At 69.3% G+C, this 24,444-nt stretch carries 18 protein-coding genes and 2 pseudogenes; 5 read left to right on the top strand and 15 right to left on the bottom strand.

The genetic code is table 11. From position 1 onward, the window contains the following. Positions 1–93: 93 nt before the first annotated feature. Positions 94–354 (bottom strand): annotated as a pseudogene (locus tag JIX55_RS02795) (hypothetical protein); the annotation flags it as partial. Positions 355–544: 190 nt separating this feature from the next. Here JIX55_RS02795 and JIX55_RS51155 point away from each other — a divergent pair. Then, positions 545–700 (top strand): hypothetical protein, encoded by a 156-nt coding sequence (locus JIX55_RS51155; protein WP_331606256.1) that lies wholly within the window; start codon positions 545–547, stop codon positions 698–700. Here the strand turns inward: JIX55_RS51155 and JIX55_RS02785 are convergent. After that, the gene (locus JIX55_RS02785) at positions 697–1,740 is read right to left on the bottom strand and encodes an amidohydrolase family protein (RefSeq protein ID WP_443046691.1); all 1,044 of its coding nucleotides are present in this window, start codon (positions 1,738–1,740) and stop codon (positions 697–699) included. The two genes, JIX55_RS51155 and JIX55_RS02785, sit on opposite strands and share 4 nt — an antisense overlap. Before the next feature lie 1,175 nt (positions 1,741–2,915). Between JIX55_RS02785 and JIX55_RS02780 the strand changes: the two genes are divergently transcribed. Further along, on the top strand, positions 2,916–3,548 hold the full coding sequence (locus tag JIX55_RS02780; protein WP_257561601.1) for a class I SAM-dependent methyltransferase: 633 nt from the start codon (positions 2,916–2,918) through the stop codon (positions 3,546–3,548). Between the two features lie 27 nt (positions 3,549–3,575). Here JIX55_RS02780 and JIX55_RS02775 read toward each other — a convergent pair. From JIX55_RS02775 to JIX55_RS02765, 3 genes and pseudogenes are all read right to left on the bottom strand, one after another. Further along, a pseudogene (locus tag JIX55_RS02775) lies at positions 3,576–3,925 on the bottom strand (IS5/IS1182 family transposase); the annotation flags it as partial. Between the two features lie 73 nt (positions 3,926–3,998). Next, positions 3,999–4,553, bottom strand: a complete 555-nt coding sequence (locus JIX55_RS02770; protein ID WP_257561599.1) for a hypothetical protein — start codon at positions 4,551–4,553, stop codon at positions 3,999–4,001. A gap of 183 nt (positions 4,554–4,736) precedes the next feature. Next, entirely contained in the window at positions 4,737–5,147 is a 411-nt protein-coding gene (locus JIX55_RS02765) for a DUF4259 domain-containing protein (protein WP_257561598.1), read from the bottom strand. A 215-nt stretch (positions 5,148–5,362) separates the two neighbouring features. On the opposite strand from JIX55_RS02765, the gene JIX55_RS02760 reads away from it, so the two are divergent. Beyond that, on the top strand, positions 5,363–6,100 hold the full coding sequence (locus JIX55_RS02760; RefSeq protein WP_257561597.1) for a hypothetical protein: 738 nt from the start codon (positions 5,363–5,365) through the stop codon (positions 6,098–6,100). Positions 6,101–6,329: 229 nt separating this feature from the next. On the opposite strand, the gene JIX55_RS02755 is transcribed toward JIX55_RS02760, so the two are convergent. Next, complete coding sequence (locus JIX55_RS02755) at positions 6,330–6,539, bottom strand: hypothetical protein (RefSeq protein WP_257561596.1); 210 nt, start codon at positions 6,537–6,539, stop codon at positions 6,330–6,332. A 322-nt stretch (positions 6,540–6,861) separates the two neighbouring features. Here JIX55_RS02755 and JIX55_RS02750 point away from each other — a divergent pair, with 322 nt between their 5' ends. Then, positions 6,862–7,296, top strand: a complete 435-nt coding sequence (locus JIX55_RS02750; protein WP_257561595.1) for a hypothetical protein — start codon at positions 6,862–6,864, stop codon at positions 7,294–7,296. A 52-nt stretch (positions 7,297–7,348) separates the two neighbouring features. Beyond that, the gene (locus JIX55_RS02745; protein ID WP_257561594.1) at positions 7,349–7,948 is read left to right on the top strand and encodes an NAD(P)-dependent alcohol dehydrogenase; all 600 of its coding nucleotides are present in this window, start codon (positions 7,349–7,351) and stop codon (positions 7,946–7,948) included. A gap of 225 nt (positions 7,949–8,173) precedes the next feature. Here JIX55_RS02745 and JIX55_RS02740 read toward each other — a convergent pair whose 3' ends face one another. The 9 genes from JIX55_RS02740 to JIX55_RS02700 form a co-directional block, all read right to left on the bottom strand. Further along, positions 8,174–8,824, bottom strand: coding sequence for a hypothetical protein (locus JIX55_RS02740; RefSeq protein WP_257561593.1), 651 nt, complete (start codon positions 8,822–8,824; stop codon positions 8,174–8,176). A 756-nt stretch (positions 8,825–9,580) separates the two neighbouring features. Beyond that, on the bottom strand, positions 9,581–10,255 hold the full coding sequence (locus JIX55_RS02735; RefSeq protein ID WP_257561592.1) for a DUF4232 domain-containing protein: 675 nt from the start codon (positions 10,253–10,255) through the stop codon (positions 9,581–9,583). 534 nt (positions 10,256–10,789) lie between these two features. Beyond that, positions 10,790–13,933, bottom strand: a complete 3,144-nt coding sequence (locus tag JIX55_RS02730) for an alpha-N-acetylglucosaminidase (protein ID WP_257561591.1) — start codon at positions 13,931–13,933, stop codon at positions 10,790–10,792. A 67-nt stretch (positions 13,934–14,000) separates the two neighbouring features. Then, a complete protein-coding gene (locus JIX55_RS02725) occupies positions 14,001–14,897 on the bottom strand; it encodes a beta-glucosidase (RefSeq protein WP_257561590.1) in 897 nt (298 codons plus the stop codon). Then, positions 14,894–15,835 carry a hypothetical protein gene (locus tag JIX55_RS02720; RefSeq protein ID WP_257561589.1) on the bottom strand — a complete coding sequence of 314 codons (942 nt, stop codon included), beginning with the start codon at positions 15,833–15,835 and terminating at the stop codon, positions 14,894–14,896. The genes JIX55_RS02725 and JIX55_RS02720 overlap by 4 nt, the downstream gene beginning before the upstream one ends. A 5-nt stretch (positions 15,836–15,840) precedes the next feature. Next, positions 15,841–17,289: an alpha-L-fucosidase gene (locus JIX55_RS02715; RefSeq protein WP_257561588.1), complete on the bottom strand. Its 1,449-nt coding sequence runs from the start codon at positions 17,287–17,289 to the stop codon at positions 15,841–15,843. An 11-nt stretch (positions 17,290–17,300) separates the two neighbouring features. Beyond that, positions 17,301–19,406 (bottom strand): GDSL-type esterase/lipase family protein, encoded by a 2,106-nt coding sequence (locus JIX55_RS02710; RefSeq protein ID WP_257561587.1) that lies wholly within the window; start codon positions 19,404–19,406, stop codon positions 17,301–17,303. A 57-nt stretch (positions 19,407–19,463) separates the two neighbouring features. Beyond that, positions 19,464–20,708, bottom strand: coding sequence for an SGNH/GDSL hydrolase family protein (locus JIX55_RS02705; RefSeq protein WP_257561586.1), 1,245 nt, complete (start codon positions 20,706–20,708; stop codon positions 19,464–19,466). 84 nt (positions 20,709–20,792) lie between these two features. Then, positions 20,793–24,422, bottom strand: coding sequence for a beta-galactosidase (locus JIX55_RS02700; RefSeq protein ID WP_257561585.1), 3,630 nt, complete (start codon positions 24,420–24,422; stop codon positions 20,793–20,795). Between the last annotated feature and the right edge of the window lie 22 nt (positions 24,423–24,444).

The raw sequence follows: 24,444 nt of genomic DNA, 5'->3' as shown, positions 1-24,444 counted from the left end.
GCTGCCGAAGTAGGCGAGGCGGGAGTGGTCGTAGACGGCGGTGTGGAGGTGGCTGTAGCCGGCCCGGAGCGGGTCCTGCGGCCCGCCTGGCGGCCGTCGCTCGGTGCGGGTCGGGGTGCGGCGCGGGCTTGTGTGCGGGCGAGAAGGGAGATCGCTCATCCCGGCCTCGTCGTGCGTGCGGGAGCCGTCGGCCCACCGCTGGGCCGTGGTCGGCGAAACCTGGAAGCGTTCGGCGGCCCGGCGAAGAGTCCGGCCCCCCTCGACTACGCAGCAGGCCGGACGGAGGCGTTCAGTCTCGGCCAGGGGCGCATGAGGTGGGGCACGAGGGCCTTTCGGCCGGTGTAGACGTCGCAATCCACACCGAATCCGGAGGCCCTCACCCGTTCAAGATCCCTCAGCGGAGAGCTGCATCACCGTCCACAACAGCAAGTGGCTCCTGGCGCATCCATGCTTCGAGCTGCACTTCACCCCGACCTACTCGTCCTGGATCAACCAGGTCGGACGGTGGTTCGCCGAGCTGGAACGGCGTTGCCTTGGACGCGGTGTGTTCTGCTCGCTGGACGAGCTGAAGACCGTACTCGAGGACTGGATCAAGACCTGGAACGAGCAGGCCAGGCCGTTCAGATGGACCAAGACCGCAGGTCAGATCTTCGACCGCATCTGCCGCTACCGCGACAGGATCTCCGGACCAGGACACTAGGCACGCCTCAGCGTGGGCATGAGGCGGAGCGCGTTGTCGCGGTTGATGCCGCGACGTTGGCGGTCGGTGAAGGCGGGGTCGGTCTCGATGGCCGGTGCCGTGAAGTCGGTGATGATGTCGGCGGAGGCGGCCGGCCAGTCGGTGCCGAAGAGGATCCGGTCGGCACCAGCGGTGGCCACCAGAGTGCCCGAGGGGGCCAGCGGGCCCGCCGTGTCGTAGTAGAAGCGGTGGAGATAGTCCTGCACGCGGGCAGCATCGAGGGGTGGGGTGCAGAAGTCGCCGAAGGCCTCCATGCGGGTGGCGATCTGAGGGAGGAATCCGCCGGCGTGTGGCAGGACGACGGACAGGTGCGGGTAGCGGTCGAGTGTCCTGGTACGGATGAGGTTCACAGCGGCACGGGTGGTGTCCAGCAGGAAATCGCACATGAAGTTCGGAATTCCGGGGACGGTGGGAGCGCCGGGCGGTCCGCCCGGGAGGTCGAGCGGGTGGGTGAAAAGGACCGCGGCGCGTTCGTCGAGCTCTGCGAGGAAGCGGTCGTACGAGGGATCACCGAGGTAGATGCCGCTGTAGTTGGCTTTTACGCTGACTCCCACGGCACCGAGCTTGTCGAAGGCACGTTGGAGAGCCCACGTGGTCACTTCGGGATAGTCCAGGACAGCAGGGCCGAGGATGGCGAAACGGTCCGGGTGTGCGGCCACCAAGTCGGTCAGTGCCTCGAAGACGATGGTGAGACCTTCCCTGGCCTGCGCCGCGGAGCGGTACCGGTCCTGCATGGTCGGGTTGAGGACCGCGGTGGCGATTCCGACCCGGTCCATCAGCGCCAGAGTGGATTCCAGATCCCAACGCGCCCACCACTGCAGCTCCTGCCGCCGCACCAGGCCCTCACGCTCGGCCCAGTCAACCCATGCCGGAGCGGTGAAATGGTGGTGGACGTCAATCCTGGCCCGGCCGGCGTCATCACCGCTCCCCGCTCCCGGCGGTACAGCTTCCCCCCTGGCCAGAGCACTGGACCCGCCCGTGGCAGCGACGCTGGTCGCCACCGCCCCACCGGTGATGAGCAGACTGCGCCGACTCATGGCCTGGGCCGATTCCGACATCCGTGTATCCCCATCCGTAGCGCCATCAGCGTGCCGCACCACGATGGCCCGGCGACGGGCCCACGATCACCACGGCGTGCCCTGTTCGAGGTCATTTACCTCGGACGGACGCGGCCCAGGGAGGAGGGGCCTCGCCCGTTCCCGCCGCCGTCCGGTCAGGAAAAGAATCGGTGACTCCGTGGGAGTGGTGGCCCATCGTGTCTTCGTTCCCCGGGGAGGTCGCGAATGCCGTCGGTCGTCGGGGCTCGAACAGCACGAGTTCGCCGCTCGCCGTCGAGTCGACGAGCTGCTTGAGGAAGCCCACCGCACCCAGGCCGAGCCGGCCTCAGCCGAGCAGGAATGGCAGGAATAGGCGATCGCCCGCAGGCGGGTCGAATCAGTGCTGGGTCCGGACAGCGCACCCTGTAGGCGCTCGCGGACCGGCGTCGGCTCGATCAAGGGCCGCTGATTCGCCGGGAGATGACCATCGCTTTCGGTATGGACGCGGTGCCAGCACGGGTGGAGGCGCTGCGGTCGAAGGCCAAACGCCTGGCAGCCACGGCGCCCTGTGCCACTACGACCCTCAATCCGGCCGCCGCAGCCGTAACTACGCCACCCTGCCCCGGTCTGCTGTGCTCTGCGTTCGCCACGCACGCCACGCCGAACCTCCGATCGAACTCAGGGGGAGGCCGACACTCCGTACCCGCGCGTGACGTATTACGGGGGCGGTGCGATGAGGGTCGGCGGTGCCCCGGCCTGGCTGCTGACGGTGGCCGGATTCCTCGCTCTCGTGGCTTGGGCAGTCCTGTTCAGGGTCCGGCGGGCGCGCTCGACTGCCAGGCGGTGAACAGCAGTACTTCACCGCTGCCGCCCAGCACCACCATGCCGAACGTCCTGGCGCAGCCGGCGGCTCCGGACAGCGCCTGGCCAAGAGGTCGCGCGGGTGGGCGGCAGGCGAGGCCGGTCGGCGAGACGCGACAGGCGCAGGTTCGCTGATCATGGGATGGTTGACGCTTTGTGTTGGTTCGATCCGGCTTCCCGGCTGGGCTGCCACCGACACCGCTCGGCGACGAGCTGCTGCTGGTCCCTGTTGGCGCGAGCGGACCCGAGGGTCTGGAGGCGTGTCGCATACTGGCTGGGTGGACAGCACCTCCCTCCGGGACTCCTACGACGCGGTCGCAGACGTGTACGCGCAGGGCTTCACTGCGGATCTGGTCTCCAAGCCTTTGGACCGAGCCATGCTGGCGGCATTCGCCGAGCAGGTTCCGAAAGAGCGCCTTGTCGCCGACGTGGGGTGTGGACCTGCCCAGGTGGCGTGTTTCCTGGCCGATCTCGGGGTTCCGGTCGTCGGGTTGGATGTGTCACCGGGCATGGTGGAGGTGGCTCAGGCACGTAGGCCTGGCCTGGATGTGCGGGTCGGATCGATGCTCGACATGCCGTTGGGCGACGGAGAGCTGGCCGGTGTGGTGGCGTTCTACTCGCTGATCCATCTCCAGGCCGAGGAGCGATCGCTGGCCTATAAGGAGTTCGCCCGGGTGCTGCAGCCGGGAGGCTTTCTCCTCGCCGCATTCCACGCGGGCCAGGAGGTTCGGCACCTGGATTCCTGGTTCGACCGTCCAGTCTCCCTCGACTTCTTCGCTCTGCGCCCCGAAGAAGTGGCCACGGGCCTTGCTGCTGCCGGATTCGCGATGCAGGCAACACTGATGCGAGGGCCGTACCCGGGTGAAGCGGACACAGAGCGCGCGTATCTACTGGCCCGCAGGGTGGAATGAGCTGGGATTGCGCGGGCTGGTGGCCGCTCATGGTCTGCGCCGAGGGCGTGCGTCCCAGCGGTGAGTGGTCCAGGCTCGGCGGATCAGGCTGCGGACGGTGATGACTGTGTCGGCGAGGTCGAAGAAGGCGTTGATGACCGCGGTGCGGCGTTCGTAGCAGCGGGCCAGGGGGTGGAAGGCGTCTCCTCAGGCATGAGTGCGCTCACGTGCCACCGCTGACTCGCCTGGATCGGCGCCTTCTCACCCTTGTGGGCAACCTGCCCGTGCAGCCTCCGGTTGTTCGGTTCGGTGCGAGTGCCGGCGGAGTCGTAGCCGGTGTCCAGATGCACGGTGATGTCGTCCGGCAACGGACCAAGTTCGCTCAGGTGGTCGAGAGTGCCGCTGGACGCACAGCGCGGCATGGCCGCTGCCCACGCTCGAGACTCGCTCTGCCACCTGGACAGGTGGCTGTCACGCGCCGTCAGATCTCTTGTTTCCTGCCCCTTGCCCGGCAGCGGATGCCGCCCCTGCGACTGTCCACATCGCCATGCCCCACAGGGAGAGCGCAGAAATAAGGCCCACCACGAGGCGAACGGTCTCGTCCGTGCCGTTCGTGAGCCAGACGGCCATGCCCGCCGCCCCGGAAGCGGTCAACAGGGCCGCCGGTATTCGCAGTCGGGGCTGCTCGAACACTGCCGCCAATGGCAGGAAGTGGAGCCCGACGACAATCGCGATCAGCGGGGGAACGAGCACCGGCACCCCGACGTGACGGCAGACTGCGGCGATGGCGATGATCAGCAGCCACTGGAGCCCGTTGATCTGGTTGAACCGTCGGCGTCGGTCAACGGGGAATGGTCCCCCTGCCGACGAGGGAAGGAAACGGCGTGCGGCGAGCATCAGCCCCACCATGACGGCACAGCCGACTCCGACCAGAACCAGCTGCGTCAACCCGTCGAATGCGCTCGAGCCCAGCAGCCACCAGCCGAGCCCGAACAACGCGAGGAACCCCACCCCTGACTTGAACATGATCGAGACCCTAGGCGGAAGAGCAGCTCGCCGGTCCAAGGATTCTCAACTTGGCACGGTCCGTGATGAACGACGTCCTCATCCGCGACGAGGACATCCTCAAGCGTTTCCACTCGCATGACAGAGGGATCCCCTGGCGGAACAGTCCTGCAGTCCGGGCGCTGCCGGTCCGGGCCCCTGCGGTCAGTGCGGGACACCCAGGGTTTGAGCGATCAGTTGGACTGCTCGGCGCCACTCGTCTGCATCCGTGCCCTCGACCCAGCCCGCAGCCAGCTCTGAGCCGTCTTGTAGGACCCTGTGCAGCGCCTGCTGGGCCATCGGACGCAGAGAGGGCGGCAGATCAGGGATTGGCTCGGACGGCCCGTCCCCAGGATCGAACACGACGGGGCTGTCCGGAACCCGGCTTGCGATGAGAGCAGCGGCGGCCACTGCTTCGGCACCGTCCCCGCCATCCACTCGCATGCCGGGGGCCAGCACCCGCTGGAACGCACTCGCCATCAAGTCGATGATCTGCTGCGGCGTCCTCCCGCCAAGGCCGTCGACAAAGTCTGCGGCGACGTCACTGTCGAATGGACCGGTACCCCACGTTCCCATGTCTCTCCTGCCATCTGCGGGCTCCGTGACGGCAGCATCTCAGCACGCTCTGACCAGTCGGCCACCAGGGCTGCGTCGTTTTCGCGTGGTGGCCGGCTTGATCGCGTGATGCCGTGGTGGATCGCCGACATCGTGTACTCGATCCCCCACTGCCTGGCGGCACGGCTTGTGCTGGAGGGAACCGCGGCCCTGGGCGGGCTCGTGTCCTGGTACGGGTGGAAGAAGAACCGGGCAAGGTTCGCGGGGGAATCATGCAGATCATCGAGGTGACCGGGTATGCCGTCCGATCTGCTGTGATCACCATGAGGCGGACAGGGAAGCCACTTGAATTCGTCATCTTCCCGATGCTGCATGTGGCTTCGCCGACGTTCTACTCCCAGGTCCGCCTCAGGCTCAGGGAATGCGACCTCATCGTCATGGAGGGAGTCCGAGGGAAATCGGTCGGAGTGAGTGCTCTCACGCTTGCTTACCGGTTCGCCCCACGGCGTCGGCGCAACGGCCTGCAGGAGCAGCGCGATGAGCTGCTGCTTCCCGAGTCCGTGCCGGTTGTCAACCCGGATGTGACTGCGGCGGAGGCCATCGCGGACCTGAAGAAACTGCCGCGATGGACGTACCTGCTTCTCATGGTCGCGGCTCCCGTGATGGGTCTGGTATTCGCGCTGCGCGGTCCGCGCGCTTTCCTCGATGAGGACCTGGAAGTCGACGATCTGCCGTTGACGCTGCGGGCGGAGATGATGGCCGACGATCCTGTGGTGCATGCGCTGACCGGTCGGCGCGACAAACAGTTGCTCGACGCGCTCGGCGAGATCCACGCGGAGCGCGCCGACGAGCCGATCCGGGTGGCCATCGTCTACGGAGCCGGCCACGTCCCGGCGATCGTGTCGGGTCTGATGGATCGTTACGGGTACCGGGCACGTGAAGCGGAATGGCTCACCGTCCTTGTCCCGGCGTAGATCGCCGGGTGAAACCGGTTCTGCGCGGCCCGGCAGATGGCGGCGTTACGGCGGGTTTGATCACGTGATGCCGAGGGCGGTCAGCGGCCGGATGGTCTCCGAGGGAGTGTCTGCGCAGTCTGGCGGCGATGTTCTCGCAGCCGGTCAGACGGAGGGCGCCGATGGTCAGGTTGCGCAGGGATGCCATGGCGCATGGGGTGGTGTTTGCGGTGCGTACGCGGGAGGCGTCCTAGGCGTACGTGGTGTCCCTGACCTGGTGGATCTTGTTCTCGATGCCCCAGTGGTCGCGGACGCGGCGGGCGATCTTGGCTGCGTCGGCCTGCTCCGACGTCAAGCCGGTCACCGCGTAGACGCGTTCCAGGGTGGCCTCGCCGGTGGTGACGACCCGTCGGCGGCGTACGATCTGGGGGCTGCGAGTGGCCGTCAGGGCGGATCGCACTGTTCTGACCCGCAGGCTCTTCCCCGGTGGCCGTCGAGGGCAGCCCCTCGGTGATCAAGGGATCGGCCAGCGCCTCCACAAGATCGGGGTCCAGCCCCGGCAGGACCGCTCCACCGCTCTGTTCACCCTCGCCGCCGAACTCCCCGCGGCCCTCCTCGCCCGGATGCTCGGTGTCCACATCCGGGTCGCCGTCCAGTGGCAGAAGGCATCAGCAGGAGACTTGGCCGCCTACGCAGCCGATGTCAGCCGGAGGTTCAGCGGCAACGACCCTGCAGCCTGCCTCGACGATCGACACCCAGACCCACGACACTGATGAGGGCGAATGCGGACCTATCGATTCAAGGTGCAGAAGAGCGGCTTCGGGCTGTTTCTCGGGATCGCGGCCGAGGCCATCCGCCTGACGACCCCGCCGACCACGGGTGCCCCCGTCAGCGACCGGGTCTGGCTGGACGCTTCCGAAGTCCACAACGCCTACTACGGGAACCGGCTGGCGCTCAACGAACGCGAACTTGCCTGGTTGCGGCTCGGCCTGGGCAAAGTAACCGGCGGCATCGAACTCGTCGACACCAGCCCGTACATCCTGATCTCAGTCCGGACGCTGCAGATCGTCGAGGTCGACTACGCGGAGGCGGCCCTTGCTCCGGCGATCGCCGGATGGGTGGCAGCGGAATTCTCCCTGGCGCCCGTCCGCTGCAACGTCAGCCGCGACACCTCCACGGGCCAGTTCACGTTCGACTGGGGCGAGCGACCTACATGACTCCAACGGAGCCAGTGATCGCGTTCAAGCCCCATGCGTTCGGACCAGCGGCATGGACCGGGTGGCAGCCGCCGCCCTGCCCTCGGTCGGCGTCACCGCACTGCGCGCCCTGCGGGACACCCTGCGCCTGCGCTCGGGGCAACGACTGCTCGTGGTCGGCGCGAGCGGCGGTGTCGGCAGCACGGCGATCCAACTGGCCCACGCCTGGGGAGCCCACGTCACCACCATCGCCGGCGCCGCCAACGCCCCGTTCTGCCGCGAACTCGGCGCCGACGTAACCCTGGACTACGCCACCACCCCACCGAACGCCCTCAAAGAGGAGCTCGACGCCACCCTCGACTGCCACGGCTCCTCGCTCCGCGACCACCGCCGCGCCCTCCGCCCCGGCGGTCGCATCGCCTCGCCCTCCGCCGGCGCCATACCGTTCGCCCTGCTGTCCATCGTCCTGCCCGGCCCGCGCGTACGCCTGCTCGCGGCCCGCCCTCGCCGCGCGGACCTGAAAACCCTCGCTGAACACGTCGACGGGCAAGACCTGCGCCCGGTCATCGAGCGCGTCTATCCCCTGGACGAAATCCAGGACGCCCACCGAGCCACCGAAACCGGCCACGCCCGCGGCAAGCGCGTCATCCGCCTCCTTCAGCGCCGAGGGTAACGCCCGAGCACGTCCACAACTCAGGATGTCTCCACGCCTCGCAAGGAGCTCGGGCAGAGTGTTCGCGATGCGCGGGCAGAACACCAGCGCTTGCCGCCCAGCGCGAGAACCGCACCCGTGCCCAAAGCGAGCAAGGCATCCGCTGGAGCGGACGCCCCCTCGAAACCGCAACCCGACCCAACCCGGCGAACCTACGCGATCACAGCACCGGCGGAGAGTTCAGCCTCAGCTGTTCGCCTGTACGGGCTCGGAGTCTGCCTGCGATGTCTGCGACGTTGTGGTCGGTTCCTTGGCGTCGGGAGCGGTGTAGTACACGGACGAGCCTTGCCTGGTGCGCTGGGCGTTGCTCTTGGCTACGAGCGCTTCGAGCGTGGTGCGTACGACGTTGGTCTGGATACGGCGGTCGGGGTGAGCCTGGGTGAGCGCGGTGGCGACCTCGGCGGCGGAGCGCGGTTCGCTCTGTTCGGTGAGGTGGCGGCGGATGAGCTCGATGAGGGTGGGCTGGGCGCTCTTGGGGGCCTCGGCTTTGGCGGTGGGCTTCTTCGCCTTCGCCTGCTTACCGCCTTGTGGGGGAGTGGTCTTCTTCGCTCGGGTTCGCTTGCCGGTTTCCGGGGTGGTGGCGGTCTGCTGGCGGGGAACGGAAGGTGCTGCGGCGTCTTCGGCCGTGGAAGCGGGCTCAGGTGTTCCGGCGCCGAGTGCCTGCTGCATGTTCACCAGCACGATGTGGTCCTGCTGCAGACTCCGGAGTTGGTCTTGCAGGGCGTCGATCTCCCCGTGGAGACGTTCCTGCTCCTTGGCGTTGCGCTCGAGGTCGGCGGCGACCTGGGCGGCGTACTGCGCCTTGAGATCAGTTGTCTCTGATGGCGTTCCCGTCATGGCAGTTCCCCTTCGGGTAAACGAATGTGTTGTGTGCGGATGTTACTCACCACCGTTGCTTCACAGCTCCTTTATCTGCCCCAGACCCGGCCCGTGATGCCTTGTCGCCACCGAAGCAGCAACAGCGCCATGCGGCCTTGAGGAGGGGATGCGTCCCCAAGGTGGTCTGCACGACCGGGGCGCTGGTATGTCGTGCTGACCGCCGAACGGGCCGCACCAGAGCCGCTGCCGGCGACCGGCTCCGTGGCCGGTATCGACCTGGGCATCGCGAACTTCCGCCGACTCCAATGGCGCGTTCGTGCCCAGCCCGCGCCACGGGCGTAAGGCCGCCGCGAAACTGGAAGCAGCACAGCAGGCACTGTCCCGGTTCCCGCGACAGGCGCGGCAGCCCTGTCCCGGTTCCCGCGCCGCAAGGCCAAGGACCGCACCGCCAACCATCAGCGCGCGGTGAAGAAAGTCGCCTGCACGGCAAGGTACGGCGTCAGCGCCTCGACCACGGACACAGGACCGCCCTCGGCCTGGGCCGTGCACACGACTTCATCGCGCACGAACACCTCAAGATCCGCAACATGAGCAAGGCCCCCGCACCGAAGCCCGACCCCGGCCGGGCAGGCTTGTTCCTGCCCAACGGGGCCGCAGGCAAATCCGGGCTCAACACGTCGATCAACGATGCCGGCTGGGGGTGTTCCTGAAATCCGGGGACGACGGTGGCCGCCGTTGCCCGAATGCTGTCCAATCCTGTCCAGTGCGGGGTGATCAGTACGTGAGTGCGTCCTCGGCGGTGCCGAAGAAGCTGGTGACCTGGCCGTCGTTGACCGTGACGGGGCCATCGTCGATCGGAACCGTCGTCGGGCTCTCGGAGGCGGTGAGCGCGACCTCCACCTTGTCGGCGCTCTTGCCGCCCGCGGTGTCGGCGCGCGAGAACATGATCCCGGCGTAGGCCCTTTCGCCGGCCCCGAGAAGCCAGTCCTCGCCGTCAGGCCCCATGTGTTCGGCGGCGCCGTCGAGCCCCGGAATCGTGATCACCAGCTCGTCTGCCGGCAGCAGACAGGGGTCTGCGGACTGGTTGGTCGCGGTCAGCAAGGCGTGGTTGACGGGCTTGGACGCGACGGTGACGTTGTAGCTCAAGTCGGTCGTCTCACACATGCCCACGCCTCCGTCCTGACCGTCGTCCGAGCCGGGCTCTGATGACGGCGGGGTGCTGCCAGGTCTGGCGGTGGAGTCGCCGCTGTCACTGCCACCGTCGCTCGGGTCGGCTGTCGAGGGAGTGTCGGTGCCCTCGTGCGTGTCCGCAGCCGAAGGGCTCGCTGTCGCGCTCGGGGCGGCCGTGTCCTCCTCGGCGGAGCCCTTGCATGCGGTCAGTGCCATGACGCCGAGCGTGAGTGCGGCGAGTACGGCGGTGGTACGGCGTGAACGAGTCGTGTGAGCCATGAGAAGTCCCCCCGAGTCGGAATGTTCCGGTGATAGTGCCTCATGGGAGTGCTGTTTCCACCCCCGTACATCGAGAGGGAACCGTCTTCGAACAGCACTGTGACACTGTGACCGTGGCCATGACGCCGCGATACCCAGGCGCTTGAGCTTGCGCGAGCGGTGACGAGCCTCCGAAAGCCGGTCCGCGGCACATGTGGCGGGCCCGCCGACCCCACGGCATCGCTCGGCCTTGGGCCCCGTGACACGTCGGCGCTGCCCTGCCAGTGCGGACCGACCGGCTGACCAGGAAAGGCTGTCCCTCTTCCGCTCGGGCATCGAACGTCAACGGCGGGGCACTTCACGCTCCAGCAGCTCTTCGGCCAGTGCCGGCAGTTTCGTTCAAGGTCTCGTTCGCCCTGTCGACCAGTCCGTCCGGTCCGTCGTCGCTCCGTCGCGGATGGGCCGGCCGGTGCGCCCGCCATCGACGCCGGACACCGAGCGGGACAGTGGAGCTCGATGTCCGGCGAGTTGGGCGGCCCGGCCCCGCCAGCCCCCTCAGCTGACGGAGAAGTCCTCGAACCCGGCGATCCCTCGGGTGCCGGTCCAGCCGTTGGCGGCCGTCATGAAGACACCGATGTCCTGGTGGCCGGCAGCTCCGCCCGGGGTGGCGGTGCCGACCTTGGTCCAGGTGACGCCGTCAGTGCTGCACTCGCCGGTGTAGGTGTCGCCGGAGCGTGTCAGGCGCAGGTGTAGCGGGGCGGTGCCGGAACCGGCCAGCTCGATGGAGTCGAACCGGCCGTTGCCCTCGGAGTCCCAGGACAGCGCACATCCGTTGGACGGAGTCACCGCCAGATTCACGTACCCGGCGGAGCCGTCGCCGTTCGAGCCGCTGCCGTTCGTGGAGAGGTCATTGCGGACGATGAGCCCGGCGCGGGCCCAGGGCCCGGTGCTGTCCTGCGAGGTGACCCGGACCGTGGCACTCGCAGCGGGACCGAAAGCGGCGGCCCGGTAGACCGTGCCGAACTCGTTGGTGCCGCCCCACAGGTCGGCGCCCGCGCCCTCGATGGCGAGCGCGTCCCCGGACTGGCCGAAGACCGCGTCGTTGAAGGATGCGCTCCGGTAGGGGTCCGTCACCCCGGTGCCCGCCATCAGCCGGACCACCGCCGAGGCCGAGCCCCGCGAACCGCCTGTCCGGAAGGACGCGCTCACCGGCACCCGGGAGATCAGCGCATCGGCGGCCGCGGTGAGGGTGACCCGGAAGGCCGCAGAGAAGGTCTCGCCCGGGGCGAGGGACGCCGCGGTGGTCGTACCGACGGGCTCGGCGGTCATCCCCTCCGGTGCGTCGACGGACAGCCTCACCTCCGTCGCGGGGCCGAAGCCATTGCGGTTGGTGAACGACACGGTGACCGTGACCGGGCGGCCCTCGGTGACCGATCCCCGGTCCGCGGACGCGGTCAGCGTCACCTGGTGTGGGTCCGCGGCCAGGGTGTCCCGCACCTGGCGGGCCAGCTTGTGGATGTCGCCGGACGTCTTCACCGGGTAGCTGTCGTGCCGGTGCGCCCAGCGGTCCTCCAGCGCGAACCAGTCGATCCCGTCCGGCTGCCGGCCGGCCGCGAGCGCCGCGGACAGCTCGCCGAAGTACGTCTTCCAGCGCGTGAGGTACAGGCCGCCGACCAGTCCCGCCCATTCCCGGTTGGCGTAGTCGTGCAGCCCTTCCTCGCTGCTCTCCCGGCCGCCCCAGGTGGTGATGATCGACCGTGCGTCGTACTCCAGTTGGTCCTTCTCCGCCCTGGTGGCGCCCCAGGACCGGGCGTCGGCCAGCCACCGTCCGAGCAGGTGCTGCGGGGATGTGGCCAGCACCTTGTCCATCAGCTTCATCCAACTGAGCCAGGTCCTGGTGAGCCGGTCGAAGCCGGCGCGGTCCTCGGCCTCGTACGCCGCCCTGATCCGGGGCAACAGCACCCGGCTGCGGTTGGACAGCACCTGACGGGTCACGTCGGCGAGGTCGTAGGCGTAGGCGGAGCTGTGTCGCAGTCGTGGTGCTACCTGGAGCAGTTCGGTGAGTGCCGTGTCGAAGGCCGTGGTGTCGTAGCGGTCGGCCTCAGGGCCCCAGGCGGCGGCCTTGTTGGCGCCCAGGCTCGGCCGGGCGCCGAACAGCCCGTCGGGTGCCTCGCTCCACCCGTCCTCGCGGGTCACGTTGTACGCGGTCTCGCGGATCGTCTTCCAGGCGGCGACGGCGTGCGGGTCCTCGCCTCCGTAGCGGGACACGGCGTACGCGGCGAACCAGTCGTCGAGGTCGATGGTGCCGGGTGTCCACGCCAGGTCGGTGAGGAGCGCGAGCGCGGGCGCGTTGTTGTCGGCGGCCTCCGGCATCGCCGCGATCCCGGCGAGCGCACTGCCTTCCTTGTCACGCCACTTGGGGTACTGCTCCACCCAGTCCGGGGCGTTGGCGCCCATCGGGGTGTGGCCGCCGAAGTTCCAGATGCTGCCGAAGGCGTACGGGGTGCCGCCCCAGTCGCTCTCCCGGTCCGTGACGGTGGTGTAGCGGTCGGACAGGCCGTCCACGATCAGCATCCGGGACTTGTCGACCCCGTCGAGCAGCGCCTCGGACGGGTTGGACTGCCAGCCCAGGATGGCCCAGATCGCGCCCGGGTGAGCCTTCTGGAGTGCCCCTTCGACGGCCGCCGCGGCCTCGCCGACCGGAACGTCACGGGGGTTGCCGCCCTCGTGCAGCAGGTCCATCTTGTACATCGTGCTGTCGCCGAACCGCTCCGACTGGGCCCGGTAGAAGGCGGCGGACACCTCGTCGAAGGCCGTAGTGCGTGGGTCGAGCCAGTCGGGTCGCTTGAAGGCGCCCCAGGAACCCTGGGGGACCACGGCCGCGTCCCCGCCGTGTTTGGCGACGAAGTCGTCCGGCACGGTGCCGAAGTAGCCGGGCAACACCGGTGTCATGCCCAGTTCGCGCACCCGGTCGGTGATCTTCCGGGCGAGATCGGCGCGCCTCTCGATGAGCCGCTTGGACACCGGACCGCCGAACCCCGACATGTTCTGCAGCAGCCACCACGGCTGATGGGCCGGTGCCGGAATCCACGCCCGCATCTCGGCGTCGGAGTAGCCGAACTGCCGGAAGGTGTCGTAGTAGACGGCGTCGCCGCCGGTGTAGACCAGCACCCTGTTGATGCCGTGCAGCGCGAGCACGTCCAGCTCGCGTTCCCACGCGTCCCAGTCCCGGTAGGGGCCGGTGTAACCGTCGTTGGTGTCGTTGAGGGCGAACCGGTGCGGCACGTTCGCCGATCCGGCGATCTCCCCGTCGGGGGCGGGCAGCGACCTGGGGAGGTTCAGCTGTTCGCCGTTCCAGGAGATGTCGGCCATCGCCGCCCGCGCCAGATAGGTGTGGAGGCCGGTCAGCAATACCGCCGGACTGGTGCCCTCCACGGTGATCGCCCCGGCCCGGCCGGTGACCTTGAACCGGTCGGCGCTGCCGCCGTCCAGCGCGCGCAACGTCACCTGCCGGTGGTGGTCGGGCAGCAGTCGTCGCAGCGCGACCGACGCGGGGGTCGTGTCGAACGGCTTCGCGGCCTTGTCCGCGGCCGCTGGTGCGGCGTGGGCACCCGGCGACGGCGTCAGCAGCACCACTCCGCCGAACGCGGCCGCTCCGGTCAGCAGACGTCTGCGGCTGAGGGGTTGATTGCCTGTCATGAACGTCCTCTCAGAACTTTTCGGATCTTCCGGGCCACGGTGGGATGTGACCGCACCGCAGCCCGGATCAGGCGACGGTCATCGCGAAGATGTGCAGAGCGGGACCACCGCTCGGCAGGCCGTCGCTGACCTTCGGCAGCACGACGGAGCGCAGTTCCTTGTCCTCCAGCACGATGGCGAAGGTGAAGAGGCTGACCGGGTTCCTGTCCTGGCCCGAGGGGGTGTTGCGGTACGGCAGGACCACCGCGGCCGCGGGGTGCGCCGAGTACCAGTCGGGGACCTCGACGGAGAAGGCCTGCTCCGTACCGTCCGTGTACACGACCTTCCCGGACCCCTTGCCGTCGCCCCAGGTGGAGGTGCCGAGGAAGGCCAGCCGCGAGCCGGTGCCGGACAGCCGTACGGTCTGCCCGGAGGACACCACGTTGTCCTTGGCCCCGGGCTCGGTGTCCGGCCAGGTGAAGGCCGTCCCGCCGTAGGTGACCGAAGCTCCGGGAGTCAGTCCGACCGAGGCCAGCGCCTGGGCGGACAGGCTGGAACGCGAGCCGTCGATGTCGGCGGTGGTGGTGGCGTCGTCGGAGGAGATGCCGGCGTTGTCGAAGGCACCGGCCAGCGACCTGTACGGCAGTTTCAGCGAAGAGGTCGCGCGGGTGCAGTCGGATCCGCCCTCGTGCACGTCGAAGAGCGCGTGCGCGATGCAGGGGACCACTCCCTCGGCATCGTCGGGGAGCCGGGTCTTCCAGGTGCGGGTCACCGACTTGCCGGGCGCCACCCTGCCGAGGACGGAGGCCGCCTGGCCGGCGCCGTCCATGGAGAGATACAGCACCGAGCCGCGCAGCGCGATCCGCGTGGTGTTGGTGAGCTCGGCCGTCAGTGTCACCGCCTGACCGGGCTCGGGAGCGGACGGCTCGACGGTGATCGAGACGGGCGGGGCGAGGAAGTCCTCCTCGGAGCGGTAGGGACTCATGCCTGCTCCACGGAGAAACGGTCGAAGATCGCCCGGACGGTCGTGCCCGGATAGTTGGCGTTGACCGCGCTGGCGACGACGCCGGCGTCCATCGCGCCACTCGCCGAGGGCACCGTCACGCTCGCGACCTCGGTCCAGGACAGCTCGTTGGTGGTGCTGTACGCCGTGTACGTGGTGCCGGAGCGGACCAGCCGCAGCCAGGACGGGTGAGCCGAACCGCCGCCGCCTGCCCAGGTGTCGAGCCGGCCGTCGCCGTCGCTGTCGGTCATGAACTCCAGACCGAACCGCGCGGACATGGTCAGCACGGCGTAGCCGCCCTTCTCGGGCGCGGCCAGATCGTTGGCGAGGGCGATGCCGTACTTCGCGGTGGGGTTGTCGCTGCCGGTGAGGCTGACCGCCTTGACCTGCACCACACTCGACTCGGTGGCGGAGCCGGGGAGGTGGATGATCCCCTTCTCGTCGGCGCCGCCGGACAGGTCCCGGCCGCCCGCCCAGATCACCAACTGGCTGCCGTACTGGCCGAACTCGGCGTCGTCGGCCGTGGCGAACACCCGGTACGGGCCCCGCACCCCGTTGGGCTCGTAGGGCACCGTGAACGTCTTCGCGGACCGCGCGCAGTCGCTGCTGCGCCCGTCGACGTCGAAGACCACGTGCGCGGTGAACGACACGTTCCCGGCCACATCGGCCGGCATCGCCGTCTCCCAGCGCCGGGTCGTCTTCGCGCCCAGCCGCAGGTCGCCGAGCGGGATGGTCTTCGCCGCCGTGGTGGCGCCGGGGTCGATCAGGTGAAGCACGGCGTTGCGGAGAGGGAAGGGGCAGTCGTTGGTGAGGACCGCGGTGGCGGTGACCGTGTCACCGACGGCCGGCTCGGCCGGCTGTGTGGTGACGGTGAGGGTGGGGCCCAGGGTGTCGAACCGGGTACCGTTACTGATTCCCATGCCGCTCACCGGGCCCAGTCGACGGTGAAGACGTTGGCGATGTCGCTGGGCAGGGAGGACGGGACGGTGATGTTGATCTTTCCGTCACGGCGGGTCCACCTCAGACTGCCGCTCGTGCCGAGCAGCCGGATCCGGGACGTGGCGCTGATGGGGATGTCGCCGGGCACCGAGAGGGTGCCGCTGGGCGCACCCAGCACGATGATGTTGAACTTGCCCGGGGAGACGGTGTAGCGGATGCCGAGCGAGCTGCCCTCCTCCTCCGCCCGCACCCAGGGCGTCGACCCGTAGATCGCCGGGCCGTTGACCTTCAGCCAGGCGCCGATGTCCTTCAGCCGCTCCTGCATGATCTCGGGGATCGTGCCGTCCGGCCTGGGACCGATGTTGAGCAGCAGGTTGCCGTTCTTGCTGACCACGTCGGCGAGCAGCTGGATCAGGAACTCGGAGGTCTTGTAGTCCTCGTCCGGCTCGTGCTTGTTGTAGCCCCAGGAGTAGCCCATGGTCATGCAGCACTCCCACTTCTGCGGATCCATCGTGGGGTTGGTGCGCTGCTCGTACGTCGCGAAGTCGAAGTGGGTGTCGAACCGGTCGTTGATCACCACGCCCTTGGGGCGCTTACGGTTCTTGGCCTCGTTGTAGTAGTGGGCCAGGGGTTCTTCGCTGCGCCACGGCGGTTCGCCGGTGGGCCGGAACCACTGTCCGTCCGCCCACAGCAGCTCCGGGTCGTAGCGGTCGATGATCTCGTAGAGCTGCTTGAGCTCGTAGTCGCCCACGTAGTCCTCGACCGGCTTGTAGCCGGTCATCGGGATTTCCTCGTCGGTGTAGAAGTTGCGCATCGGCCGGCCGATCGCCGGGTTGAAGTACTCGCCGAGCGAGTAGTACAGGCCCGGGCGCACGGTGCCGCGCTTGCGGGCCGCGGTCATCAGCTCACCGACGAGGTCGCGCTTCGGGCCGTACGCCACGGAGTGACGGTCCGTCACCTTGCTGGGGTAGAGGGCGAATCCGTCGTGGTGCTTGCTGGTCAGCGCGAAGTACTCGGCGCCCGCCTGCTCGAACAGCTTCACCCAGGCGTCGGGATCGTACTTCTCGGCCTTGAACTGCGGGATGAGGTCGTCGTAGGTGACGTCCTCGCCGTAGGTGTCGCGGTGGTACTTCCACTCGGCGGTGTCCTTGGTGCTCTGATACCAGAGGTACCACTCGGAGGCGCTTCTCGGCGTCGCGCCGGCGATCACCGAGTAGACGCCCCAGTGGACGAAGATGCCGAACTTGGCGTCCTTGTACCAGCGCGGCACGGGATGGGTGTCGAGGGACGCCTTGGTGGGCTGGTAGTCGGGTATGCCGGAGCCGCCGGACACCGTCGTGCCGGCGAGGGCCTGGGCGGTTCCGGGCGGGGCGAGCAGCACGGCGCCGCCGAGGGCGGCCGCGGTGGTCATGAAATGTCGGCGGTTGACTGCCATGAACGTGCCTCTCACTCGTGGGTGGAGAAGGAGTCGAAGAGTGCGGTCGTGGTCTGGCCGGGGTAGTTGAGGTTGACGGCGCTCGCGACCAGTCCGGCGTCGCCGGTGCCGCTCGCGGACGGCACGGTGGCGGTGGCGACCCGCTGCCAGGCGGTGCCGTCGGGGCCGGCGTACGCGGTGTAGGTGGAGCCGTCGCGGACGAGCTTCAGCCAGGCCGGGTGGTACGAACTGCCGCCGCCTGCCCAGGTGTCGAGCTTTCCGTCGCCGTCGCTGTCGGTCAGGAACTCCAGGCCGTACTGCTTCGACATGGTGAGCACCGCGTAGCCGCCCGCCTCCGGTGCCGTGAGGTCGTTGGCGACGGCGATCCCCGCCTTGGCGGACGGGCCGCTGCCGGTCTGACCGGCGACCCGGGCGATCACGGTGCCGGACGGCCCAGCGGCGTCGGCGAGGTAGACCGTCGCCTTCTCGTCCTTCCAGCCGGAGAGGTCCTGGCCGCCCGCCCAGATGGCGAACTGGCCTCCGTTCTGCGCGTATTGGGCGTCTTCCGTGGTGGAGTCGGTCGTCCGATACGGCGACCGCACCTCGGAGGGGACGGGGGTCACCGTGGCGTCCACACTGTCGGAGTCGCGCCGGATCCGGCCGTCCTGGCGGAAGGAGGTGTTCACCGCGACCGGGTGAGTGCCCCAGGCCGCGTCGGCCGCCGGGGTCACCGTCCAGGTGACGGCGGCGCTGTCACCCGGGGCGAGCGAGCGGATCCGCGGACTGCCGGCCGGCTCCGCCAACCAGCCGTCGGGGAGATCCAGGCCCGTGGTGACCTGGGTGACCGTCGTGGGGCCGGTGTTGGTGACGGTCGAGGTGATCTCCGTGCCCCGGCCGCCGGCCTCCAGGCTCGGCCGGTACGGGGTGAGCCGGACGCGGGCCGAGGGGCAGTCGCGGGCCACCCCGAGGCCGGCCAGGTCGACCGCGTCGGAGAACGCCTTCATACCGGTGTCGTTGGGGTGCAGGTGATCGCCCGAGTCGAAGGCGGCGGCGTAGCGGGTGGGGTCGTCCGGGTCCCGTACCGCCTCGTCGAAGTCGGCGTAGCCGTCCAGGACGCCGCCCGAGTCCCGGACGAACGCGTTGACCCTCTGCCGGTCGGCCTCCTTGGCCTCGGTCCACCAGTCGCCCCAGCCGCGATACGGGACGACGGTCGCGCCGATCACCCGCAGCCCGCGGGCGTGCGACCGCCGGGCGATCTCCTTCATGCCGTCGATCACCTGATCGCCGCTGGCACCACCCCAGCTGAGGTCGTTGACTCCCTCGAAAAGGATCACCGTCCGGGCGCCCGGCTGCGACAGCACATCGCGCTCCAGCCGGTCCAGTGCCGACGGGTTGCCGTCGGTCCCGGCAGTGATCCGGTTGCCGCTGATGCCTTCGTTCAGCACTCCGGCGGTGGTCGAGCAGGCCGACAGCCGCGCCGCCAGATAGTCCGGCCAGCGCCGGTTGGTGTTCGCGGTGGAGGACGCGCCGTCGGTGATGGAGTCGCCGAGCGCCACCACGGAGCCCGCCGCGTCACCGCCCCGTACGTCGACTCCGGTCAGGAACGGGAAGGTGGAATCGGTCCTGGTGAAGGCGTCCCCGTCGGCGTCCCCGGCGTGATCCCCGCCGCCGTCGGGCGTCCAGTAGACGGTCTGCAGCCCCATCCAGTGCTGACTGACATGAGTGAGCCGACCGGGGAAGTACAGACTGACGACCAGGTCGCCGCGGGCCCGCACGGGAAGCCGGAGAGGATCGCTCACCGCCTGCTCCCCGGCGGCGATCGTCACCTCGTCCTCGCCGCCGAACCGCAGCCCGTACGGCTTCGCGACGGCGGCGCCACCGTCACTGTGACCCACGGTCGCGTGCCGGATCGTCACCGGCTCGGCGGTGAAGCCGTTGGTCAGCCGGATCCGCACGCTCGACCCGCCGGCGCTCACCCGCACCGGTATCCGTACCGTCACCTCCGACGTTCCCGGGTCGTACGAGGCGTGCTGCGCGGTGGCCCATGTACCCGTCCACGCCTGCTGACCGGCGGCCTCGACGGGCGCCGCCGGGACCAGCACCGCCAACGTGGCCACGACGGCCGCTGCCAGGGCCACGCATCTTCGATGCCCGAACACTGCGTGTACGCGACGCACTCCCAGCACGAGTCCTCCTCAGGAACAGCCCCGGCCGAGGCCGAGCGCGGTCAGGTCGACGGAATCGGCGAAGGCCTTCATTCCGGCGTCGTTGGGGTGCAGATGGTCGCCGGAGTCGTACGCCGCGCCGAGCCGCCGCGGGTCCGCCGGGTCCCGCACCGCCTTGTCGAAGTCGGCGTAGTCGTCGAAGACCCCGCCGGAGTCCCGGACGAACGCGTTGACCCGCTGCCGCCGGGCCTCCGTCTCCTCGCTCCAGCCGCCCCAGGTGAAGTCCTTGTACGGCGTGATCGTGGCGGCGACGACCCGCATCCCGCGCCGGTGCGCCCGGTCGGCGATCTCCGTCATGCCGGCGATGATCTGCTCGGCGCTCGCCCCGCCGAGATCGTTGATCCCCTCGAAGAGGAGCAGGGTCCTGGCTCCCGGCTGCGAGAGCACGTCCCGTTCGAGGCGGTCCAGGGCGGAGGGGTTGGTCGTGGTCCCGGCGGTGATCCGGTTGCTGGTGATGCCCGCGTTGAGCACCCCGGCGCCGGGCAGGCAGGCGTTCAGCCGGGCGGACAGGAGGTCGGGCCAGCGCTGGTTGGTGTCGGGCGTCGAGAAGGACCCGTCGGTGATCGAGTCGCCGAGCGCCACCACCGATCCGGTCCTCGGCGCGGTCACATCGACACCGCTGAGGAACGGCCAGCTCGTGGTGGTCCAGGTGTAGGCGTCACCGGCGGTGTCGGCGGCGTGGTCGCCCGCCCCGTAATCCGTCCAGTACACGGTCTGCTGTGCCCACCAGTGGTCGGTGATGTGCGTGACCCGGCCGGGGAGATAAAGACTGACCACGAGGTCGGCGAGGGCCGGTACGGCCAGGCGCACCGGATCGCTGACCGCCTCGCCGCCCGCCGGGACGGTCACTTCACGCTTCCCGCCGAACCGCAGGCCGTACGGGTGCGCGACGGAGGAACCGCTGTCGCGCAGCCCCACGGTCGCGTGCCCGATCGTCACCGGCTCGGTCGCGTAGGCGTTGGTCAGCCGGATGCGTACCGAGGAGCCGCCGACGCTGGTGCGCACCGGCATCCGTACCGTCACCTCGGACATCCCCGAGACGTCGAAGTGCTCGCTCGGCGCGGTCGCCCAAGTCCCCGTCCAGGCACGCCGGTTGTCCTGAGATCTGCCCTGCCGATCGTCCTGCTCACCGGCGTCGGCGGGTGCCACCGTCCCTGCCACGACGGCCACGACCGCCAGCAGCAGGGTCGCAAACCTGCTTCCTATCGGATGCATGTTGTGCCGCCTCCTACTGTGCCGAGCCGACGGCGGCCAACGCTGCGGCGAGTGGGGTACGCGGCCGTCCCACTCGGGCGAGGTTCACGAGGTGCCTCCCGTACAGGTCACCTTGGCGTCGGCCCAGTCGGCGTGGTCCGTGGAGACATCCCCGTCGCCGTCGACCAGCAGGTCCAGCCAGCGGGCGTCGGTCACGTCCACGTCGATGTCGGTGCCGCCGTCGGAGCCGCGCAGCACCGGTGTGGTCGCGAGTGAGCGGCCGTCGGCGATCACCTGGAAGGAGACGCTGCCGTTGTCGCCGACCTCGTCGTCCACCCCGGCGGTGGCGGTGAACCGGGTGCAGCCGCCGCCGAGGTAGACCCGGATCTGGCTGTTCGCGTGCACGCCGAGGCCCTTGGTGTAGGTGGTGCCGCCGACCGACAGCGTCCGTCCGTCACCCGCCGCGGATTCGCCGTTGGAGGCGTCCTTCTCCACCGGGCCCCAGCCGTTGACCGCCTTGACCAGGGTCAGGTCGCTCACGTGGGCGTCGGCGGACAGCCCCGGCGGCGGCACCTGCACGGCCCGTACGCCGGTGACGGTGTCCGGATGGCCGGGCTGCGTGAGCGTGGCGGTCGCGGACAGGACGGCGTAATGGACCGGGTCGCCCGGCGGAGTGACGGTGTAGGCCGCGGTCACCTTGTCACCGGGCCGGACCCGGTGGAAACGGGTGGTGTCCTCGGTGGTCGCGGTCCAGCCGTCCGGGACGTTAAGCGCCAGCTCGACGCTCCGGGCAGTCGGCGCGTCCTTCGGCACGGTGAGAGTGACGGGGACCTTGGTGGCGGTGCCGGTGCTCAGGAACGGCTCGGCGTCGACGGCGACGTGCACGCCCGAGTCCGGCATGGCATACGTCTTCGCGTTGTACGAGGGCGCGGCGACGGGGCGTACGTCGATACCGCCGACGGAGGCTCCGAGGTCCACGAGCTTCGCCGAACCCGGGCCCGCGTCAGCCTCGTTGGACCAGACGGCCAGGGCGATGGTGTTGGTGCCCTGCTCGCGCAGGATGCCCTTGGGGATGACGAAACGTGTCTGGGGCCCGGTGTCCGGCAGGTAGCGGCCGATCAGCCACCCGTTGACGAAGATCTGGGCGCGGTAGCCGGTGCTGCCGCCGTCGGCTTCGGCGAGATCGAGTGCGATCGCGTTGTCCTGGCCCCGTGGCAGGTCGAGCCGGGCGGTGGTGCGGTACCAGCGCACACCGGGCCCGGTCTTCGCGCTCTGCGCGGACAGGGTGGTGCGCTTCCAGCCGCCGTCGGGGAAGCCCGGCAGCGACCAGCCGGCCCGCTCCCCGTACAGCCCGCCGTTGTTGTACGGGCCCCGGGCGGTGTCGACCGGGTCTTCGCCACCGCGGCTGCCCTGGATCTTCCAGGTGAGTGTGGAGGCCCCGCCGATCACCTCGGCGCCGAGCAGGCCGCGCGGCTCCTTGGAGTAGTCGTGGCCCCATTCCTCGTTGTGGCCCGCGTTCTCCACGAGGACGGAGAGCACGTTGTCCCCGCGGTCCTTGGTGTCCCCACTGTCCTCGCTGTCCTTCAGCGTGCCCGCCGGTATGTCGAAGGTGTGCGCGCCGTCGCCGGAGCTGCCGAGGTGGCGGCCGTTGAGCCAGACCGCGTACTGGCCGGTCGGACCCGTGTTGGCGTCGAGTGCGAGCGCGGTCGCCGTCCCTGTGGTCCTGAACCGGCCGCGGTACCAGACGTTGCCGTGGTGGTAGCCGTACTCGTCCATCGCGAGCACCGGCAGTGACCCGTCCAGGGCGGGGTTGTTGGCGGTGAGGTGGTCGGCGGTGGTCCAGGTGGAGTCGTCGAAGCCGGGAGCGGACTCCGGTGCCTCTTCCTTGTACTTCCACGAGGTCAGCTCGGGCAGCTCGACGGGGCGCGGCGCCTGGGTGACGGCGACCGCGCGGCCGTTCCAAGTCACCTTCTTGGCCTTCTTGGCGTCCGCGATGACCTCGATCTTCGCGGCCTTGGTGGAGTCGCCGGTCAGTTTCAGAGTGCCGCCCGCCAGGTCCGCCGTACGGACGAGGGACGGGCCGCGTACGAGGACCGGGCCCGCGGTGGTGTCCTGCCGCCACCAGTGGGCGGTCTCGGCGGTGTCGGCGATGAGCAGTTCCAGACCGTTCACCAGCACCCGGGCCATGCCCTTGTGGGTGTAGTTCAGCCGCAGATCGCCGCGCTCGGCGTCCCAGGTGGTGGTGACATCGCCGTCGAGGACGGTGACCTCAGGCCGCTCGGCGTACCGCAGCACGGTCTCACCGGCCTCGCCCTCACGCCCGTACAGCAGCGCCACGTTCCGGTCGCCGATCCTGGCGTGCGTCATGATCTCGGAAGTGGAGTAGACGAGCCGCTGGTCGTCGCCCAAGTCGTAGCCCGCCACCAGGAGTTTGGCGTCCCGGCCGTCGACGGTGATCGCGCCCTGCTGCGGCACGCGCGGGTAGTCGCCGTCCGCGCCGGTCAGCGACAGCGTCGTCTCGTCCTTGTCCTTCACGCGGGTGTCGGCGTGCCGGACGGTGAAGAACTGGGTGCCGTCGTCGGGGTTGACGCGCCGGTCGACGCGCAGTGCCTCATCGGAAGGAGTGGGTGCCTCGGCCTTGTCGGTGCGCGCCAGTGAGGTGACGGAGCCGACCATGTACCCGAGGCGCTTGAACTCCTGGTACTTGTCGGTCAGTTGGCGGGACTCGTTGATCGGGGCCCCGTAGTCGTACGACGTGTAGACCGCGTTGGGGTCGGCGAGCCAGCCCCAGTTGGTGCCGCCGTACGTCATGTAGAAGGACTGGCCGGTCACTCCGGCGGCGATGTTCATCTTGCCGAACACCCGGGTGAAGTCGGTCCCGGTCAGCTTCGCGCAGTCCTGGTAGCCGGTGCCGCCCCACGGGTCGAAGGCGCCGCCCTGTGCCTCCGGGATGATCAGCGGGGACTCGGGCTTCCACTCGTTGACATAGCTGTAGTCGGGCAGGTTCCTCCAGGCATCGGGGTCCTTGCAGTCGAAGCCCTGCGGGTAGGCGTCGAAGCCGTAGATGTCCGGGGCTCCCTTGCCACTGACCCAGTTCTTGTTGGCTCCGCCGTCATTGACGAAGGTGGGCACGTCGATGCCGTCTTCCTTCGCCCAGTCGATGAGCGTCTGCATGTAGTCGGCGTCCTGGCGTCCGCCCTGGTACTCGTTCTCGACCTGGTAGAGGATCACGTTGCCGGTGCCGCGGGTGAGCTGGTGCCGGGCGATGATCGGGTTGATCCTGCTCATCCACTCCCGGGCCGCCTTCATGTACTCCGGCTCGGAGGTGCGGTTCACGCCGGCCTGCGTCTTGCGCCAGGCGGGCAGGCCGCCGCCGGAGACCTCGGCGTTGATGTACGGGCCGGGGCGGGCGATCACATACAGGCCCGCGCGCTCGGCCTCGTCCAGCAGCCGCTCCACATCGCGGACGCCGGTGAAGTCGTACGAGCCCGGCTTGGCCGAGTGGTAGCCCCAGTCGAAGTAGAGCGAGACGGCGTTGAAGCCACCCGCCTTGATCTTCTGCAGCACATCGCGCCACGCGTCGGGGCTGGGCAGCCGGAAGTAGTGGAACTCGGCGCCCCAGATGTACAGGGGTTCGCCGTCGACCTTCACGGAGTACTGGTCGTACGTGACGGTGTGCTTGGCCTGCGGCTCAGCCTCGGCCGGTGCCGCGGAGACCGCGTTGGTCAGGGGCATGACAGACAGAAGGGTGGCGAGC

Origin of the sequence: Streptomyces sp. DSM 40750 (assembly GCF_024612035.1) — a bacterium.
GTDB lineage: Bacteria > Actinomycetota > Actinomycetes > Streptomycetales > Streptomycetaceae > Streptomyces.
The sequence above is the reverse complement of the archived record's forward strand: the minus strand, read 5'-3'. Positions and strand labels throughout refer to the sequence as shown.

Coding starts and splice junctions, on each gene's coding strand:
- JIX55_RS02770 (WP_257561599.1), bottom strand. CDS start 4,553: ATGTTCAAGTCAGGGGTGGGGTTCCTCGCGTTGTTCGGGCTCGGCTGG.
- JIX55_RS02765 (WP_257561598.1), bottom strand. CDS start 5,147: ATGGGAACGTGGGGTACCGGTCCATTCGACAGTGACGTCGCCGCAGAC.
- JIX55_RS02750 (WP_257561595.1), top strand. CDS start 6,862: ATGCGGACCTATCGATTCAAGGTGCAGAAGAGCGGCTTCGGGCTGTTT.
- JIX55_RS02745 (WP_257561594.1), top strand. CDS start 7,349: ATGGACCGGGTGGCAGCCGCCGCCCTGCCCTCGGTCGGCGTCACCGCA.
- JIX55_RS02740 (WP_257561593.1), bottom strand. CDS start 8,824: ATGACGGGAACGCCATCAGAGACAACTGATCTCAAGGCGCAGTACGCC.
- JIX55_RS02735 (WP_257561592.1), bottom strand. CDS start 10,255: ATGGCTCACACGACTCGTTCACGCCGTACCACCGCCGTACTCGCCGCA.
- JIX55_RS02730 (WP_257561591.1), bottom strand. CDS start 13,933: ATGACAGGCAATCAACCCCTCAGCCGCAGACGTCTGCTGACCGGAGCG.
- JIX55_RS02725 (WP_257561590.1), bottom strand. CDS start 14,897: ATGAGTCCCTACCGCTCCGAGGAGGACTTCCTCGCCCCGCCCGTCTCG.
- JIX55_RS02720 (WP_257561589.1), bottom strand. CDS start 15,835: ATGGGAATCAGTAACGGTACCCGGTTCGACACCCTGGGCCCCACCCTC.
- JIX55_RS02715 (WP_257561588.1), bottom strand. CDS start 17,289: ATGGCAGTCAACCGCCGACATTTCATGACCACCGCGGCCGCCCTCGGC.
- JIX55_RS02705 (WP_257561586.1), bottom strand. CDS start 20,708: ATGCATCCGATAGGAAGCAGGTTTGCGACCCTGCTGCTGGCGGTCGTG.
- JIX55_RS02700 (WP_257561585.1), bottom strand. CDS start 24,422: ATGCCCCTGACCAACGCGGTCTCCGCGGCACCGGCCGAGGCTGAGCCG.